At 63.5% G+C, this 18314-nt stretch carries 17 protein-coding genes; 13 read left to right on the top strand and 4 right to left on the bottom strand.

The annotated features are described in order from the left end of the window. Window positions 1-52: 52 nt before the first annotated feature. Window positions 53-961 (bottom strand): dTDP-4-dehydrorhamnose reductase, encoded by a 909-nt coding sequence (rfbD, locus tag HV753_RS22725; RefSeq protein WP_175176844.1) that lies wholly within the window; start codon window positions 959-961, stop codon window positions 53-55. Between the two features lie 186 nt (window positions 962-1147). Between rfbD and HV753_RS22720 the strand changes: the two genes are divergently transcribed. Further along, the gene (locus tag HV753_RS22720; protein WP_175176843.1) at window positions 1148-1891 is read left to right on the top strand and encodes a response regulator; all 744 of its coding nucleotides are present in this window, start codon (window positions 1148-1150) and stop codon (window positions 1889-1891) included. A gap of 88 nt (window positions 1892-1979) precedes the next feature. On the opposite strand, the gene hemN is transcribed toward HV753_RS22720, so the two are convergent. Beyond that, window positions 1980-3410, bottom strand: a complete 1431-nt coding sequence (gene hemN / locus HV753_RS22715) for an oxygen-independent coproporphyrinogen III oxidase (protein ID WP_175176842.1) — start codon at window positions 3408-3410, stop codon at window positions 1980-1982. A 128-nt stretch (window positions 3411-3538) separates the two neighbouring features. Between hemN and HV753_RS22710 the strand changes: the two genes are divergently transcribed. Then, a complete protein-coding gene (locus tag HV753_RS22710) occupies window positions 3539-3805 on the top strand; it encodes a hypothetical protein (RefSeq protein WP_175176841.1) in 267 nt (88 codons plus the stop codon). 7 nt (window positions 3806-3812) lie between these two features. Here HV753_RS22710 and HV753_RS22705 read toward each other — a convergent pair whose 3' ends face one another. Further along, window positions 3813-5288 carry a glycosyltransferase family 39 protein gene (locus HV753_RS22705; protein WP_175176840.1) on the bottom strand — a complete coding sequence of 492 codons (1476 nt, stop codon included), beginning with the start codon at window positions 5286-5288 and terminating at the stop codon, window positions 3813-3815. Window positions 5289-5596: 308 nt separating this feature from the next. Here HV753_RS22705 and HV753_RS22700 point away from each other — a divergent pair, with 308 nt between their 5' ends. The 9 genes from HV753_RS22700 (at window position 5597) to HV753_RS22660 (ending at window position 15253) form a co-directional block, all read left to right on the top strand. After that, window positions 5597-6340: a FadR/GntR family transcriptional regulator gene (locus HV753_RS22700; RefSeq protein WP_175176839.1), complete on the top strand. Its 744-nt coding sequence runs from the start codon at window positions 5597-5599 to the stop codon at window positions 6338-6340. Beyond that, window positions 6337-7581 (top strand): Zn-dependent hydrolase, encoded by a 1245-nt coding sequence (locus HV753_RS22695; RefSeq protein ID WP_175176838.1) that lies wholly within the window; start codon window positions 6337-6339, stop codon window positions 7579-7581. The genes HV753_RS22700 and HV753_RS22695 overlap by 4 nt, the downstream gene beginning before the upstream one ends. A gap of 186 nt (window positions 7582-7767) precedes the next feature. Next, window positions 7768-9342: an ABC transporter substrate-binding protein gene (locus HV753_RS22690; protein WP_175176837.1), complete on the top strand. Its 1575-nt coding sequence runs from the start codon at window positions 7768-7770 to the stop codon at window positions 9340-9342. Between the two features lie 103 nt (window positions 9343-9445). Further along, window positions 9446-10453: an ABC transporter permease gene (locus tag HV753_RS22685; RefSeq protein ID WP_175176836.1), complete on the top strand. Its 1008-nt coding sequence runs from the start codon at window positions 9446-9448 to the stop codon at window positions 10451-10453. Further along, window positions 10450-11289: an ABC transporter permease gene (locus tag HV753_RS22680; RefSeq protein ID WP_175176835.1), complete on the top strand. Its 840-nt coding sequence runs from the start codon at window positions 10450-10452 to the stop codon at window positions 11287-11289. The genes HV753_RS22685 and HV753_RS22680 overlap by 4 nt, the downstream gene beginning before the upstream one ends. A gap of 9 nt (window positions 11290-11298) precedes the next feature. Beyond that, the gene (locus HV753_RS22675; RefSeq protein ID WP_175176834.1) at window positions 11299-12930 is read left to right on the top strand and encodes an ABC transporter ATP-binding protein; all 1632 of its coding nucleotides are present in this window, start codon (window positions 11299-11301) and stop codon (window positions 12928-12930) included. A gap of 39 nt (window positions 12931-12969) precedes the next feature. After that, the gene (locus HV753_RS22670) at window positions 12970-13260 is read left to right on the top strand and encodes a cupin domain-containing protein (RefSeq protein WP_175176833.1); all 291 of its coding nucleotides are present in this window, start codon (window positions 12970-12972) and stop codon (window positions 13258-13260) included. Between the two features lie 19 nt (window positions 13261-13279). Then, on the top strand, window positions 13280-14344 hold the full coding sequence (locus HV753_RS22665; protein WP_175176832.1) for a histone deacetylase family protein: 1065 nt from the start codon (window positions 13280-13282) through the stop codon (window positions 14342-14344). A 15-nt stretch (window positions 14345-14359) separates the two neighbouring features. Next, window positions 14360-15253, top strand: a complete 894-nt coding sequence (locus tag HV753_RS22660) for a DMT family transporter (protein ID WP_175176831.1) — start codon at window positions 14360-14362, stop codon at window positions 15251-15253. A 19-nt stretch (window positions 15254-15272) separates the two neighbouring features. Here the strand turns inward: HV753_RS22660 and gntR are convergent, their stop codons facing one another. Next, on the bottom strand, window positions 15273-16298 hold the full coding sequence (gene gntR / locus HV753_RS22655; RefSeq protein WP_175176830.1) for an HTH-type transcriptional regulator GntR: 1026 nt from the start codon (window positions 16296-16298) through the stop codon (window positions 15273-15275). A gap of 131 nt (window positions 16299-16429) precedes the next feature. On the opposite strand from gntR, the gene HV753_RS22650 reads away from it, so the two are divergent. After that, complete coding sequence (locus HV753_RS22650; protein ID WP_175176829.1) at window positions 16430-16972, top strand: TRAP transporter small permease; 543 nt, start codon at window positions 16430-16432, stop codon at window positions 16970-16972. A gap of 49 nt (window positions 16973-17021) precedes the next feature. Continuing rightward, entirely contained in the window at window positions 17022-18302 is a 1281-nt protein-coding gene (locus HV753_RS22645) for a TRAP transporter large permease (protein ID WP_175176828.1), read from the top strand. The last annotated feature ends 12 nt before the right edge of the window (window positions 18303-18314 follow it).

Here is an 18314-nt window from a genome sequence, read left to right as displayed (position 1 = left end):
TGTAGCACCATTTGTGTCCTTTTCGTGGCTTAAGCGAGACAAGCCGCGCGTTTCACGCAAGGTTACGGCTCCCCGCGATGGCAGCCAGCACATGCCGAACGCCGTCCTGCCATGGCGGGGAGCGAATTCCAAAATGCTGCGTGAGCAGACCGGTATCCAGGCAGGAGTTCAAGGGCCTGCGCGCCGTGCCCGGATACTGGTTGGAAAGAACCGGCTGGATGTCAGCCGGCGTCAGCGTGATGGGCAGGCCCGCTGTCCGCGCCTGTTGCGCCACATAACAAGCGTATTCGTGCCAGGTCGTCCGGCCCGCAGCCGCCAAGTGGTACAGCCCGAACGGGAAACTGGCCTCTTCGTATAAATAGCGCGCCACGGCCAACGCCGTCACGTCGGCAATGAATGCCGCCCCGGTCGGGGCGCCATATTGGTCGCTGACGACGCGCAAGGGCTCCGGCTGACGCAAGGCCATCAACATGGATTTCAGGAAGCTGTTGCCGAACACGCCGTATATCCACGACGTGCGGAACACCAGATGGGCCGGGTTCATGGCCTGAACGGCCCGCTCACCTGCCAGCTTGCTACGGCCATAGGCATTCAAGGGCGCGGGCACGTCCGTCTCCACATAGGGTTCCGGCTTGGTGCCATCAAACACGTAGTCGGACGAGTAATGAACAATCAGCGCACCCCGGCTTGCCGCCAGGGCCGCAAGCTCACCCGCGGCCTCACCGTTGATCCGCATGGCTCGCACCACATCTTCCTCAGCGCGCTCCACCGCCGTCAGCGCGGCGGCATTGACGATGACGTTGGGTTTTTCCCGACGGACCAGCCGCGCCAGTTGCAACGGATAGATCAGGTCGCATTCGCTCCGGCCCACCGCCACGACATCGCCCAGGGGCGCAAGGCTGCGCCTTAGCTCAAAGCCCAGTTGGCCATCGCGGCCTAACACCAGAATCTTCTTGGGCATGCGTGTGCTCATTATCAGGCCAAGGGTGCAACGGTCTGATTTTGGCGCGTTTCCGCACCCTACAGCCATACGAAAACGTAATCTGCCCTCGCAAATTTCAGACTAACGGCGACGCTTGCGCCCGATTTCGCCTTCAACCGGCCGAAATCGTCGCCTACGTTCCTTTTACCGGCTGGTGGGGCATCGATGAAACCTGTTTCAACGCCTGTGACCAAGGCGTCATTCTTTTCAGCTCCCCCACGGGGCGCCGACAGCGGTGATCGCCCTGGCGCCCGTCGGCACCTGCTGCTGTCGCGCCCGCCTCCGGTCATCCGGGTGGCCGTTCTGGACGACCATCCGGTCGTGGCGCTGGGCGTCGCCGCGTTCCTGGAAAGTCGGCCGGATTTCCGCGTGATCCATCGGGAAACATCGGCCCGCTCCCTGCTGGAAAAGCTAAGCCATTCACCCTGTGACGTGGCCCTGATTGATTTCTACCTGCCGCAGGAACCCTGGGATGGCGTCAATCTTCTGCGCCGTCTGCGCCGTTACCACCCTACGCTGGCGATCATCACGTTTTCAGCCGGCAACCGCCACGAAACACAATATGCCGCCTTTCGCGCGGGCGCTAACGGCTATCTGGCAAAACAGTGGGGCATGTATCTGCTGCCGGACATGATCCGCGGCGTGCTGAGCGGCAAGGATGCCTTCCTGTCGGTGGTTGAGGGCAAGATAACCCCCCTTCAGCCCACACACCCGCACGCGCTGTTGACCACATCGGAAGTCGAAATCCTGCGCCATATCAGCCAGGGATTGTCCGTGACGCAAATCGCGGAACGGCTGATGCGCAGCAAAAAGACCATCAGCACGCACAAGCGCCGCGCCATGCGCAAGCTGCAACTGGTGGACGACCTGTCGCTGGCGTTGTACTTGCGTGAAAAATTCGCCGAATGACCGGACGCCCACGCGGTGGCGAAGGCGCAGAGCCCAGAGCCCAGAGCTCTGAGCTCAAGGCTCAGGGCTCAGGGCTCAAGGTTCAGAATCAGATAATGCGGGAATAGCTGGCGCCACTGCTGACACTGCCCAGGTACCCGTCAAAGGCCATGGCAACGGCCCGCACGAAGTACCAACCCAGCCCGGTCACCTGGACTTCGCTCGTGCGCAGGTTCACCAGGCCCAATTCGGCCAGGTTGGCCATTTGCAGCAATTCGCGGCTGAAATAGTCGCCGAAGCGCAGGCCATGGCGTTCTTCGATCCTGGCAAAATCCACGCGGCCCTGGCACATGATGTCCATGATGACCTCGCGCCGCACCAAGTCATCGGCGTTGAGTGCCAGCCCGCGCTCCACCGCGAAGCGCCCTGCTTCCATGGCGGCGTAATACTCGTCCAGCACCTTGGCATTCTGGCTGTAGGTATTGCCTATACGGCCAATCGCCGACACACCCAGCGCAACCAGATCGCGATCGGGCTGCGTGCTGTAGCCCTGGAAGTTGCGGTGCAGTTCGCCCCGCTGCCTGGCAACGGCCAGCGCATCCGTGTTCAGCGCGAAATGGTCCATCCCGATATAGGTGTAACCCTGCTGCAAAAAGCCGTCGATGGCCGAGCTCAGCAAGCCGACACGAGTCGCGCGATCGGGCAAGTCCGCTTCATTGATGCGACGCTGCGGCTTGAAGCGCTCCGGCAGATGCGCGTAGGCATACAACGCGATGCGGTCAGGCCGCAGCGTCACCACCTGCGCAATCGTGCGCGCAAACGATTCGGTTGTCTGCAAAGGCAGGCCGTAGATCAAGTCCACATTGATCGAGTCATAGCCCAGCGCTCTGGCACTTTGCATCAACGTCCGAACGTCGTCGAAGGACTGCACGCGATGCACCGCCACTTGCACCTTTTCGTCGAAGTCCTGCACCCCGAAACTCAGCCGGTTGAAGCCCAATTGGCGCAAATGGGCCAAGCGCGCGGGGGTGGCGGTGCGTGGATCGACTTCAATCGAGATTTCCGCGTCCGGCTCAAAGCGGAAGCCTTCCCGCAAGTCTTGCATCAGCCGGCTCAATTCCTCGTCGGACAGGAAGGTGGGCGTACCGCCGCCGAAGTGCAGTTGCGACACGGGCACACCCGAGCCTAGTTCCTGCACATGCAACGCGATTTCTCGCGCCAGCGCATCGAGGTAGCGGGCCGCCCGTTCATGATGGCGCGTCACCACCTTGTTACAGGCGCAGTAGTAGCAGACTGATTCACAAAACGGAATATGCACGTACAGGGACAAGGGTTCCTGTGGGCTTGTCGCGCGCCGCTGCTGCAAGGCCCGACGGTAGTCCGCTTCTCCGAAGCCGCCGTGATAGCGATCAGCCGTGGGATAAGAGGTGTAACGCGGCCCGTTCTTATCCAGCCTGGCCAGCAATTGGGGCGGAAAAAAGGGCTCGGCGGCGGCAGGAGCCGGCGAATCTGAAACGAGAGGGCGTAGGGCGGCTTGCATACCCTGAATTATTCGCCTGTGCCGCCCCGGCCACCTTGATCTTGCGCAAACCTTGCCCCCAGCGCATGCGCACGGCGGTACGACCCTTAAAATGCATTCATTCACGATGCGAAACAAGGACACACCTCATGGACACTGAACTGGACGGCCGCTTGCTGGCCATGCGCCAGGCGTTGGCGATTGCCATCGCTCTTTCCACCCGCAGCAGCCCCCAGGCGACCGACATGGCGCTGGAACTGCTGAACGACCTGAAGGCCGGCATGGATCAGGCGCCATCCGACAGCCCGTTTGAAACGCCGGAATGGGTCGTGGGCGCACGCGACGAATTGGACGGCATTGCCCGCCTGGTGCGCGCCTTCACGCAAACACCCGAACCCGGCAGCGACGCGCAGTAAGCCACGCTTACCCACCCGTCTGGCACGCCCCGCCGGGCGCCAGCACCCGCCAGTACAGCGCGGGAAATGCCGCGCCAACCGGCGCAAAACCTTCAAGACGGTTGTTCAGGCTCAGTTCCAGCACCCCACACGCCCTCGCCAGCCCGGCGGGCACCCAGGGACTGGTCCAGGGCTGCCCGTCAATCAGCACAAAAGGTTGTTCGGGCAGCCGCAAAGCCAGCGCCCCCGCTTCGGCCCAAGGCCCCGATATCACCCTGATCGGCCCACCGAGCTCGCGCATTGCGGGGTCATGCAGGATCTGCGCCAATGCCTGGGAATCGAAGTACCGCCAATCCGCCGCTCGCCGCGCCAGGCCCGCCCCCGTAGGCGAGGTCAATTCCACGCGCGCCATCAGCAGCATTTGAATCAGCATGAAAACCACCACGGCTTCGCGCGGCCTGATCTGTCTCCACCCTGCGCAACCCCGCCAAAGCTCCATCACCGCGGGCACCACGAACAACAGATAAGGCGTGCCCCAATGCAGTTGAATGTGCGACCCGGTGGCCAGCGTCATGACGCTGACGAAGACCAATGGCGTAAAGCCAAAGATCAACAGAAACGCGCGGCTTGGGTCGGCGGGTGCGCCCGCCGGTACACCGGGGTGGACTGGTGCGGACTGCCTGCACCGTGCCAGCAGCCACAACACCGCCAGCAGTACCCATGCAGGCATGGCGCGATTCAGCATCTGGTCGCCCCACCACCGTGCCACCTCGTGCACGCGGGCGGGCCAGGTCAAACTGGCCGCCAATGACGACGACATGGCATAGCCCAAGGATTCAAAGTCGTGGGCAACCAGCCAGACCAGATGCGGCGAGAACACCGCCAGCGCCGTCAATCCCGCCACTTGCAGACCGAACACCTGCATGGGATCGCGCCAGCCCCGCTGACTAAGCCAGAAGACCAGCACCGCCACGCCCGCCACCACGATCTGGTATTTGGCCAATGCCCCCAGCCCCAGGCAGATGCCCAGCACAATCCACCAGCCGATGCGCCGCGTGGTGTAGGCCTTCCAGCACCCCACCGCGCAGCCGACCACCAACGGAATCAGCACGATCTCATGGTTGTAGAAGTACAGCCGGCCGTTATAGAAGGTGACGCACAACCCCGCCAACAAGGCGGTCACGGCGTAGGTGCGGCCGCGCAGTTCGCGCAGGAAACGCCATAACAGTGCAAAGGCCCCTAGCGTGCACAACGCGCCGGCGACATAGGTCGCCCAGGGCGACCACCCCATAACGCGCACCACCGGCCACAGCAGCCACGTTGGCAAGGGTGGGTGCTTGTAGTAGCCCCATTCCAGGCTGCGCACCCAGGTCAGTTGCTCGATATTGTCGGTGGGTGGAGCCAGCGTTCCACGATCCAGCAACAGCAGCCACAACAGCGCGAACACCAGCAATCCCACGCTGATCCGCCACCCATCCCGCCGGATCGCTCTTGTCGCACGCATCCCCACCCGCATCTCCCCGCGCCCGCACCATCATCTCTGGCGGGGCCGCCTTGCCTGCCCGACATTGGGCCGGGGAATTATCGATTTGGGCAGGAAGGCAGGGCCGAGGGTTTTGTTCGGCAATTGTTCAAAAACTGTAAAGCGCGGGCGACACGCCACACGTTCCTAACTGGCCTGACCACTTGATAGGAAGACGTGGAATCCCTGAGATCGTTTTCCCTGAATTCCCGATATTTCCCTTCTATTTCAATGACAGCATGCCTATATTGGTGGCCTGACCACCAGGCCATGATCCCGCCCATCACACCATGAGCACCTTCCAGGCTGTCGCTGCTACCCGTCTATATCGGATGATTGCCGACCAGATCGCCGGCCGCATCCGGGCGGGCGATTTTGCCCGCGGCGCCAGGCTGCCTTCGGAACGGGAATTGGCGGAACAATTGCAGGTGAGCCGGGCGTCGATCCGCGAAGCCTTGATCGCGTTGGAGATCGAGGGATATGTGGAGGTGCGCGTCGGCTCGGGGGTGTTTGTCACCATTTCCCCCGACGGCGCGGGCTTTCCGCCGCTTGCTGGCCCAGCCGGCCTGGGTGCCGCGGAACGGGACGATATCGGCCCCTTCGACCTGCTTGAAGCCCGAATGCTGATCGAACCCGAATGCGCAGCGCTTGCCGCGCACCAGGCCACGCCAGCGCAGATCGCCGCCATCCGCGACGCGCATGCGGACATGTCCTTGACCGATTCCCCTGGCCGGCACGACCGCGAGTTCCACAGCGCCATCGCCACCGCCTGCGGCAATGCCGCGCTGGCCTCGGCCGTGGCCCATTTGTGGAACCTGAGCCAAGCCAGCCCGGTGTACAGCCGCATGCAGGATTACTTCGTCACCACGCAGGCGTGGGCCGCGGCCCACGCCGAACATCAGCGCATCCTGACCGCCATCGCGGCGCGCGACCCGATCCGTGCGCGCCATGCCATGCACACGCACTTGCTGGGCATCCTGGCGCGCTTGCGCGAAGACTTCGATTCCTTCACCGACCTTCGAGGCTACCCATGACATCGTCTTCCCTGTCCATCAACGGCAAGCGGCTGTGGCAATCACTGATGGATCTGGCGCGGATCGGCGCCACGCCCAAGGGCGGCAACTGTCGTCTGGCGCTGACTGCGCTGGACGGCCAGGGCCGCGATCTGGTCACCGGCTGGATGCGCGAGGCCGGCATGACGGTACGTGTGGATCAGGTGGGCAATATCTTCGCGCGGCGCAACGGCCGCAACAACGAGCTGCCTCCCGTCATGACGGGCAGCCACATTGACACCCAGCCCACCGGCGGCAAGTTCGATGGCTGTTACGGCGTGCTGGCTGGACTTGAAGTCATGCGCACGCTGAACGATGCCGGCATCGAGACCGAGGCGCCGCTGGAAGTGGCCATCTGGACCAACGAGGAAGGATCGCGCTTCGTGCCCGTCATGATGGGGTCCGGCGTATTCGCGGGGAAGTTTCCGCTGGACACCGCCCTGTCCGCCCGCGACGCGCAGGGCATCACGGTACGCGACGAACTACAGGCCATCGGCTACGCGGGCGCGGACCCCGTTGGCGGGCGGCCCGTCGACGCCTACTTTGAAGCGCATATCGAACAAGGGCCGATCCTGGAACATGAAGAAAAAGTCATCGGGGTCGTGACGGGATCGCTGGGCCTGCGCTGGTACGACATCACCGTGACAGGCATGGAAATGCACGCGGGCCCCACACCGATGGCAATCCGCCGCGACGCCCTGTTCGCCGCCAGTTTCCTGTTGCAGGCGGTGATCAACATCGCGAATTCACACCAGCCGCACGGGCGCGGCACCGTGGGTGAAATCCACGCCCATCCGGGTTCGCGCAACGTCATTCCTGGCCAGGTCCGGTTCACGGCCGATCTGCGCCACGAAGACGAAGTCACGCTCACGCGCATGGATCAGGCGTGGCGCCGCGCCTGCGACGACATCGCCGTTGCGCACGGCGTGCAGGTGGATCTGAAGGACGTGCAGTACTTCCGCCCCACGCCCTTTGATGCCGACCTGGTGGACAAGGTTCGCCAGGGCGCCGCCAGCCGCCAGTTGCCAGCCATGAACATCGTGACCGGCGCGGGGCATGACGCGGTCTACATGGCCGCAGTCGCTCCCACGGCGATGATCTTCGTCCCCTGCAAGGACGGCATCAGCCACAACGAGATTGAAGACGCGCAGCCCGAGCATCTGGAAGCCGGCTGCAATGTCCTGCTGGACGCCATGGTGGCGCGGGCCAACAGCACGCGCTAGCACCACCGATTTCGCCGCAATGGTGCGCGGCCGCCTTACCCAGCACCTGTATGAAGCATGGTTGTAGCGGCTTCACCCGTAGTACCCCTGAGAAATGCAGGTGGCACGAGGTTTGCTTGTTATTGCCCGGCATCCGCCGCGCAACGGCGGTCACCTGTCAGTCCCTTTCCAGCCCGGAGGCTCGCAGTGAAATCGAATAAATGGTTCTCCTTGAAGCTCAGCGCATTGGTCCTGGCGGCCGCGCTGCCCGCCACAGAAGCCCTGGCTCAGACCAAGGGCGGCACATTGAACATGATCGTTCAGCCTGAGCCGCCCGTCATCGTCACGGCCATCAACCAACAGGGCCCCACGCAATTCGTCGCCGGCAAGATTTACGAAAGCCTGTTGACCTACTCCACCGACCTGAAGCCGCAACCGGGCCTGGCCAAATCCTGGGAAGCCGCCGCCGATGGCCTGACCTACACCTTCCATCTTCAAGACAACGTCAAGTGGCACGACGGCAAACCGTTCACCTCGGAAGACGTGGTGTTCTCGCTGGCGGACATGCTGCCCAAGACGCATGCTCGCGCCCGCGTCATCCTGAATAAATTCGTCGACTCGGTGCAGGCGCCCGACGCCAAGACTGTCGTCATCAAACTGAAGACGCCCTTCCCGGCATTCATGCTGATGTTTGAACCCGGCTTTGCGCCGATGATGCCCAAGCACCTCTACGCCGGCACCGACTACATGACCAATCCGGCCAACCAGAAGCCGGTGGGCACGGGGCCGTTCATGTTCAAGGAATGGAAGCGCGGCGAATACATCAAGCTGACGCGCAACCCCGACTACTGGAAGCCGGGCATGCCGTACCTGGACGAACTGGTGTTCAACGTGATCCCCGATGCGGCCTCGCGCGCGGTGGCGTTTGAACGTGGCAGCGTGGATGTGTTGCGCGGTGGCGACGTGGACAACGTTGACATCAAGCGCCTGCGCGCCTTGCCGAAGGTGGAATACACCACTGCGGGCTGGGAAATGTTCTCGCCGCAGGCCTATCTGATCTTCAATATGCGCAAGCCGCCCTTCGACAACCTGAAGGTGCGCCAGGCGGTCATGGCGGCGATGAACCGCAACATGGTCGTCAACAATATTTTCTTCGGCCTGGGCAAGGTGTCGACCAGCCCCTTCGTGACGACCGAGATGTTCTATGACAAGAACATGCCGGCCATGCCGTTCGACATGAAGAAGGCCCGCGCGCTGATCAAGGAGTCGGGGATCAAACCCGAGGACTATACGATCCGCCAGTTGAGCTTCCCCTACGGTTCGACCTGGGATCGCCTGGGCGAATACACCAAGCAGGCCTTGGAGCAACTGGGATTCAAGGTCAATCTGGAGTCGACCGACGCGGGCGGCTGGGCCAGCCGCACGGGCAATTGGGATTTCGACATGACGACGACCTTCACCTACCAGTACGGCGACCCCGCTCTGGGCGTGCAGCGCCTGTACATCACGTCGAACATCGTCAAGGGTTCGCCCTTCGCCAACGTGCAGGGCTATAGCAACCCAGAGACCGACAAGCAGTGGGAGACCGCCGCTTCCGAAGTCGATCCCGCCAAGCGCCAGGAGCTCTACACCAAGCTTCAGACGACGTTGGTCAATGAGGTCGCCAACGGTTTCCTGGTGGACATGGAATTCCCCACGCTGTATCGCACGAACGTGAAGAACCTGGTCAAGACCGCCATTGGCTTGAACGAATCGTTCGACGACGTCTACATCGAAAAGTAAATGCAACAAAACGCCGCCGCGGAGCCCCCCGCGGCGGCGGATCCCGGCCGTGCGAACGGACCTTGCTCACGCAGTCCACGCCCGTCCTGAGAGGACCCACAGCATGAAATTCCTGTCTTTCCTTGTTTCCCGCATTGGCAAGGCCCTGGTGGTCGTGCTGGGTGTGGTGATCATCAATTTCTTCCTGATCCGCCTGGCGCCCGGCGACCCGGCCGCCGTGCTCGCGGGTCAGGCCGGCGCGGGCGATGCCGCCTATGTTGACCAATTGCGCGTGGCCTTCGGCCTGGACAAGCCGATCCTGACACAGCTGATGCTGTACCTGAAGGGCGTCGTCCAGCTGGACCTGGGCTTTTCCTACCGCAACCATGTGCCAGTGCTGGACCTGATCGTGGAACGCCTGCCGGCGACCTTCCTGCTGATGTCCTGCGCCTTCGTTTTTTCCATCGTGCTGGGCGTGTTCCTGGGCGTCGTCGCGGCCAAGGCTCGTTACCGCAACAAGCGCCGCTGGATCGATAGCTCGGTCATGACGGGCGCCCTGCTGCTGTATGCCACGCCGCTGTTCTGGCTGTCGTTGATGGGCATATTGCTGTTTTCGGTCGTGCTGGGGTGGTTGCCCGCCTTCGGCATGGAAACCGTGGGCTCCGGACTGACCGGCCTGGCCCGCGCGGCGGACATCGCGCAACACCTGGTGCTACCCACCGTCACTCTGGGCTGCTTCTTCATGGCGGTGTATGTGCGGCTGACGCGCGCGTCCATGCTGGAAGTGATCGGCATGGACTTCGTGAAGACCGCGCGCGCCAAGGGCGTCAGCCCCAGCCGCGTGATCCGCGCCCACGTACTGCGCAACGCGCTATTGCCCGTCATCACCTTCGCTGGCATCCAGCTGGGCCAGATGGCGGGCGGCGCCGTGCTGACCGAAACCGTCTTCGCATGGCCCGGCATCGGCCGCCTGATGTTCGACGCCCTGCTGCAACGCGATTACCAACTGCTGCTGGGCATATTCCTGGTCACGTCCATCATGGTGGTGGTGTTCAACCTGCTGACCGATGTGCTGTACCGCCTGATAGATCCCCGCATCGGCGCCGGTGCGCAGCAAGGAGCCGCCGCATGAAGTCATTTGCCCAACGGTACATGCGCAATTACGGCGCGGTGGCTGGCCTGATCATCATGCTGATCGTGGTCGTCGTGGCGCTGGCCGCGCCCCTGCTGTATCAGGATTCCCCCTGGATGATGGTGGCTGACCCGCTGATTCCGCCCTTTACCAACGCCGACTACCCCTTTGGCACCGACATGCTGGGCCGAGACATCACGGCGGGCCTGGTCTGGGGCGCCCGGGTGTCCTTGATGGTGGGTCTACTGTCAACCGCCGTGGCGTTGCTGTTCGGGATCCTGATCGGGTCGGTGGCCGGTTACTGCGGCGGCCGTGTGGACGACGCACTGATGCGCTTCACCGAGTTCTTCCAGACCATCCCGCAATTGGCGATGGCGGTCGTGCTGGTGGCCATCCTGAGCCCGTCGGTCTATTCCATCATGACGGCCATCGCCGTGGTGTCCTGGCCACCGGCCGCCCGCCTGGTGCGATCGGAATTCATGACGCTCAAGCAACGCGAATTCGTGCAGGCTGCCATCGTCATCGGCCAGACGCCTGCCCGCATCGTCAGCACCCAGATCCTGCCCAACGCCATGTCGCCCATCATCGTGTCGGCCTCGTTCATGGTGGCGACGGCCATCCTGACGGAATCGTCCCTGTCCTTCCTGGGGCTGGGCGACCGCAACCTGATGAGCTGGGGATTCATGATCGGCGCCGCGCGCACGATGATCCGCGAAGCCTGGTGGATGAGCGTCTGGCCAGGCGTGGCGATCCTGCTGACCGTGCTGGCCATCAACCTGATCGGCGAAGGGTTGAACGACGCCCTGAACCCGCAACTGCGCAAGCGCGGCGAATAGGAGGCCGACATGACCGAAGCCACGCCTCTGCTTTCCATCCAGAACCTGAGCATCGCCCTGCCCCGCGGCGGCGACCGCCCCTTTGCCGTGCAGGACGTGTCCTACACCATCAACGCGGGAGAAATCCTGTGCATCGTCGGCGAGTCCGGTTCGGGCAAGTCCATGAGCGCCAATGCCATCATGGGGTTGCTGCCCGACTACCTGACGCCGCAGCAAGGCCGCATTCTGTTCCGCGGCAAGGACCTTCTGCAACAAGACGAAGCCACCTTGCAAGCCATGCGCGGCAAGGACATGGCGATGATCTTCCAAGAGCCCTTGTCGGCGCTCAACCCGCTGATGACGGTGGGCGAACAAATCAGCGAAGTGATGCGCGTGCATAACGCCTACCCGGGCGCCGAACGCCTGAAGCGCACACTGGAACTGCTGGCCTTCGTGGGCCTGCCGGACCCCGCCACCCTGTACCACGTCTACCCGTTCCGGCTGTCCGGCGGGCAGCGCCAGCGCGTGATGATCGCGATGGCGCTGGCGCTTGAGCCAGCGTTGCTGATCGCCGACGAGCCGACCACCGCGCTGGACGTCACCACCCAGGCACAGATCCTGGCGCTGATCGCCCGCATCCAGAAGGAAAAAGGCATGGGCGTGATGTTCGTCACGCACGACTTCGGCGTGGTGGCCGAAATTGCCCACCGCGTCGCCGTCATGGAAAAGGGAGTGCTGGTGGAACAGGGCCCCGCCGATGAGGTGCTGAACCGCCCACGCCACCCGTATACCCAACGCCTGATCGCCGCCGTGCCGCACCGACGTGGCGAAGAACGCATCGCCTCCGAAAGCGACACGCCCGTGCTTGAAGTCAAAGACCTGAAGAAGACGTACGTGATCGGCCACGGCTGGCTGGGCGGCAAGCGCGAAGTGCATGCGGTGGACGGCGTCAGCTTCACCGTGCGGCGCGGCGAAACGCTGGGCATCGTGGGCGAATCCGGATCGGGCAAGTCCACCATCGGCAAATGCCTGCTGAAACTGGTGGGCATCAATGGCGGCCAGTTGATCTTCAACGGGCAGGATATCGCCGCCATGTCGGAGTCGCGTTTCCGGCCGATGCGCCACGACATCCAGATGATCTTCCAAGATCCGTTCGCCTCGCTCAACCCGCGCCACACCGTCGGACGCATCGTCAGCGACGGCCCTGTCGCCAACGGCATGCCGCGTGCCCAGGCTGAGGCCCGGGTGCGCGAATTGCTGGCCCTGGTGGGGCTGGACCCGTCCGCCTTCGACCGCTATCCCAACCAGTTCTCGGGCGGCCAGCGACAACGCATCGGCATTGCACGGGCGCTGGCGCTTGAACCCAAGGTATTGGTCGCGGACGAATCGGTGTCGGCGCTGGACGTGTCCGTGCAAGCCCAGGTACTGCAATTGCTGCATGATTTGCAGCAGCGCCTGAAGATCGCGCTGGTGTTCATCACCCATGATCTGCGCGTGGCCGCGCAGATCTGCAATTCCGTGCTGGTCATGCATCGTGGCAAAGTCGTCGAGTACGGCTCCCCCACGCAGATCTTCGACAACCCGCAACACGCCTACACGCGGCAACTCATCGCCGCCGTGCCCGGCCAGCACTGGGATCCAACCCAGGCCACAATGGCCTGACCCCAACAGAACGTCATGACAACATCAGGAGAGACCACCGTGCAACGCCCCGCAGCCGTCCCCACCGTGCAGATCGACAATGAACTCGTCACCGTCACTGAATGGCGCTTTCCGCCGGGAGGGGAAACGGGTTGGCACCGCCACGGCATGAACTACGTGGTGGTGCCGCAAACCACCGGCCCGTTGCTGCTGGACACGCCCAACGGCCAGATCGAAAGCCAGCTGACCACGGGTATCGCCTACTATCGTCCCGTTGGCGTCGAGCACAACGTCATCAACCCCAGCGACACCGAATTCGTTTTTGTCGAGATCGAACTCAAGCAGGCTTGAAGCGTCAGCGAGGATCATCATGAAGGCGTTTTTCTCGGAAGAACAATTGCTGCACACCCCGCAGCAGTTCATGCGGTTGGGCCGCCTAAGCGCGCCCACCGATCTGCCATCACGGGCAGAGAGCCTGCAAGGCGCGCTGGCGGCCAGGGGCATCAAAGTCGAAGCGCCGGCCGACTACGGCCGCAAGCCGCTGGAAAACATACACAGCGCCGACTACCTGAACTATCTGGAAACCGCCTACAGCCGCTGGCAATCGCTCAAGGCGCCCGGCGTGGACCCGGGCCCAGAAGTGCTGCCCAACCTGTCTCCCTACTACAACGGCCGCATCGAACAGGCGGGCCGCGGGCCATGCCCGTCGCCGTCCATCGTGGCGCAGACGGGCTATTACCTGAGCGACTTGTCCTGCCCCATTGGCCCCCAGACCTGGCGGTCGGCGCTACGCTCCACCCATAGCGCGGTGGCGGCTGCCGATCACGTGGCCAACACCGGCGGCATGGCTTATGCCCTGTGTCGGCCGTCGGGCCATCATGCACACCGCGACCGAGCCGGCGGCTTCTGCTATCTGAACAGCAGCGCCGCCGCAGCCAGCCGGCTCTTGCAGACCTGGTCCAAAGTCGCGGTACTGGATGTGGACGCGCACCACGGCGACGGCACCCAGAACATTTTCTACCAGCGCGCCGACGTCATGACGGTATCGCTGCATGCCGACCCCAGCGCCTATTACCCCTTCTACACGGGCTATGCGGATGAGCGAGGACAAGGCCCGGGTGAAGGCTACAACCTGAACCTGCCATTGCCGCACGGCTCCGGCAACGATCCTTTCCTGGCCGCGCTGGACACGGCGCTAACCGCCCTGTCCGGCTACAGGCCCGAAGCGCTGGTGCTGGCCTTGGGCTTCGACACATACAAAGACGACCCCATCAGCGTGCTGAAGCTGGACATCGACGCCTACCGCGACATCGGCGCGCGCGTCGCCAGTCTGGGCGTGCCCACCGTCGTGGTGCAGGAAGGCGGCTACATGGTGCAGGCGATCGGCCCCGCGCTGGACGCATTTCTGCAAGGCATGGGACAGGCCGGCGCCTGAGGCACGGCTTCCACCATGTCCTCCGTTCCCTCAGCCGTCCTGCCCTCGTCCACCGCCACCCGCAACGCCGGCATCCTGCTGTTCTTCGCGGCGCTGGTGGCGTTCGCCACCTTTGACGCCGGATCCAAGCACATGCTGGAGCGCTACCCCGCGCCCTTCCTGAATGTGATGCGGTACCTGGCCGTGATCATCCTGGCGATCGCAATGCTCTTTCGGCACGGCCGGGGCATGCGATTACGCGACGCGCCCGAAAAGCCCTTGCTGGTGCTGCGCGGCATCATGTTGGCCACGGTGGCCTCGTGCTTCATGACCGCGTTGATCTGGATGCCCCTGTCCGAAGCCACGGCCATCTATTTCACGTCGCCGCTGATCATGGTGGCCTTGTCTCCCTGGCTGTTGGGTGAAAGCGTGCGGCCAGTACAGTGGGCGGCGGTTGCGACCGGATTTGCAGGCATGCTGCTGATCGTGCGCCCGGGTTCGGACCTGCCGTTGCTGGGCACCGTGCTGATGGCGGTATCCGCCGTCAGCTACGCCATCTTCCAGGTGCTGACACGCAAGCTGTCCGGCAAAGTGCCAGGGCCGGTGCAATATGCCTACACCGCGATCATTTGCCTGATCGTCACCGCGCTGCCCGCCCCGTTTTTCTTGCCCGATCCGTGGCCCAACCTGACCGACACCGCCTTGATCATTGCCCTGGGCGCGTGCAGCGGCCTGGCACAGATTCTGTTGATTGCCGCGTTCCAACGGGTATCGGCCGCCACGCTGGCTCCGCTGAACTACTTTCAGCTGCTGCTGGCGGTGCTATTCAGCACCTTTTGGTTTCAGCGCCCGCCTGATGGCCTGGCGCTGGCGGGCATGGTCCTCATCATGGCTGCGGGTGTATTCCTGGCCATGCGCCGCGCCGCGTGACGTGACGTGACCGCGCGGGTCAGCTGGTTTCGCGCCGAACCAGAGTGAAACCCAGGTCCACGTGCCGCTCGGCGACCATGTCGCCCGCCAGATGCCGCATCAGCAACGTGGCCGCTGTCGCGCCAATCTCGTAGCGCGGCGTGGCAATCGTCGACAGGGGCGGCGTCGTCCAGGCGGTACCGGCCAGATCGTGGAAACCGATGATGGCCATCTGCTCTGGCACGCGCACGCCCAGGCGCCCGCACTGAAACACCGCGCCTTGGGCCAAATCGTCGTTGCAGAAGAAGACCGCGTCGCAATCGGGATGACGGGTGCGCAGGTCTTCCAGCAAAGACGCCCCAAGACTGATCGACGACTTTTCAGGCGTCATGATTTCAAGCGCGGGGTCATAGCAACCCGCATCCCGCAGCGCCTGCCGGGCGCCTTCGCAGCGCCGCAGGGAACGCGGATCCAACTGCGCGCCAACGATGCCGATGCGGCGACGGCCTTGTTCCACCAGATGATTGCCCGCCGCATAGCCGGAATCGAACTGCGAAAATCCGACGCTCATATCGTCGCCGCCGGGCAGGGTTTCTATCGTGTGAACCGTCGGGATCTGCTGCGCACGCAGCAAATCCCACACGCCTGGATGGTGGTCGATGCCGGTCAAGATCAATCCGTCGGGCGAATGTTGCAGGTACTTGCGCAGCAGCGCCTCTTCTTCATCCGGCGAATACCCCGTGACGCCAATCAGCATGTGATAGCCCTGGCGGTCCAGCACGTCCTTGATCCCGGTGATGATGTCTACGAACACCACGTTGCTTAACGACGGGATCAACGCCACGATGGTTTGCGATCGGGCCGACGCCAGCGCGCTGGCCGCGTGATTGGGGACGTATCCCAGTTCCTGGCACACCCGGGCAATGCGCAGGCGCAAGGCTTCGGCCACCTTGTCCGGCGTGCGCAACGCGCGCGACACCGTAATGGCACTGACGCCCACGCGGCGTGCGACATCCTGCATGGTGACGCGGCCGGCACGGGTGCTTCGGGGTTTACGGACGGACATTGGCCCTCGCGATGGAGTCGGAAGCGCGTAGTCTGACGCAAAAAACGGGGGGTTGCCAAACCCAAAATGTTAGCGCTAACATTCGCCAAAGCATAATCCAGAAAATTCCGGGAAACGGATAGGAGACAACGATGCAAGCTCGCCCCTCGGGCCGGCCAGGCGGCACGCCTTTGGCCCGCGCCGCCGACTGGTGTTTCGCATTGCAGACCTGGCTGATGGTGGCCTGTCTGATCGTGATGGTCGTGCTGCTGTTCGGCAACGTGACGCTGCGCTATCTGTTCAATTCCGGCATCAACGTGTCTGACGAAGTGTCCCGCCTGGCATTCGTCTGGATGATCTTCCTGGGTGCCGTCATTGCGTTGCGCGAGCACCAGCACATCGGCGTCACCATGCTGGTGGAGCGCTTTGGGCCGGCGGCTCGCCGCGTGTCCCATGTGTTCTGCCAGCTACTGGTGCTGTGGGTGTTGTGGCTGATGGCAGAAGGCAGTTGGGTGCAAACCGTCATCGGCATGGACACCGTGCTGCCCGTGACGGGCATGCGTCTGGCGGTGTTCAACACGGCGGCGCTGTACGCGGCGGTGGCCATGGGCATCCTGACGGTGGTCGATCTGGTCCGTGTGCTGGCGGGAGGCCCCCTGCCGATGGAGTCCAGCCCTGAAGACCCGCTGGTCTGAACCCCAAGACTTCCTGGCCTGACCCCACCCCCTCCCCCGGATGCCCTGAATGATCCTGACCATTTTCCTGCTCGTGCTGCTGGGGCTGATCGCCCTGGGCATGCCCATCGCATTCGCGCTGCTGCTCAGCGCGCTGGCGATGATGTTCCAGTTGGACTTCTTCGATACCCAGATCCTGGCGCAAAACATGCTGTCAGGCGCCAACAGCTTCACGCTGATGGCCGTGCCGCTGTTCATGCTGGCGGGCGAACTGATGAACGCTGGCGGCATATCGCGCCGCATCGTCAATCTGGCCAACTCCTTCGTCGGCCATATCCAGGGCGGCCTGGGCTATGTGGCCATCTTCGCCAGCGTGCTGCTCGCCTCACTGTCGGGTTCCGCCGTGGCTGATGCCGCCGCCCTGGGATCGTTGCTGATCCCGATGCTGCGCGAAAAGGGATATGAAGCGGGCCAGGCTTCCGGGCTGATCGCCGCCGGCGGCATCATCGCCCCCATCATTCCCCCTTCGATCTCTTTCATCATTTTCGGCGTGGCGACCAACGTGTCGATCACCAAGCTGTTCTTCGCAGGCATCGCCCCCGGGCTGATGATGGGCCTGACGCTGATTGCCGTCTGGGCATGGGTGGCGCGCAAGCACGGCAGCATCAAACCGTCGCCGCGCGTGCCGTGGCGCGACCGCCTGAAGGCGCTTCGTGAATCGCTCTGGGCCCTGATGCTGCCCGTCATCATCATCGGGGGCCTGCGCGGCGGCATCTTCACGCCCACCGAGGCCGCGGTGGTGGCCGCCGTCTACGCGCTGCTGGTCAGCCTGTTCGTCTATCGCGAGATCGGCCTGCGCGACCTGGCGCAGTTGTTCGCCAACGCCGCGCGCACGACGGCCGTCGTCATGTTCCTGGTGGCGGCTGCGATGGTCTCGTCCTACATGATCACGCTGGCGGACATGCCGCAGGACCTGATCGCCCTGCTGGAACCCGTGATGGACCAGCCCAAGCTGTTGATGTTCGCGCTGCTGATCCTGCTGACGCTCGTGGGCACGGTCATGGACTTGACGCCCACCATCCTGATCCTGGGCCCGGTGCTAATGCCCGTCGTCATCAAAGCCGGCATCGATCCCGTCTACTTCGGCGTCATGTTCGTCATGGTGGGCAGCGTGGGGCTGTTGACCCCGCCCGTCGGCACGGTGCTGAACGTGGTCTGCGGCGTGGCCCGCATCAATATGGAAACCATCTGCAAGGGCGTGTGGCGCTACGTGGTGGCCTACACGGTCTTGCTGGTCCTGCTGGTGATCTTCCCTGAACTGATCACCGTACCCGCACGCTGGATGCACTAGCGGCATAGAGAA

Origin of the sequence: Achromobacter pestifer, from assembly GCF_902859625.1 — a bacterium.
GTDB classification, from domain to species: Bacteria; Pseudomonadota; Gammaproteobacteria; order Burkholderiales; family Burkholderiaceae_B; genus Achromobacter; species Achromobacter pestifer.
This window is presented reverse-complemented; position numbering and strand designations above follow the sequence as displayed.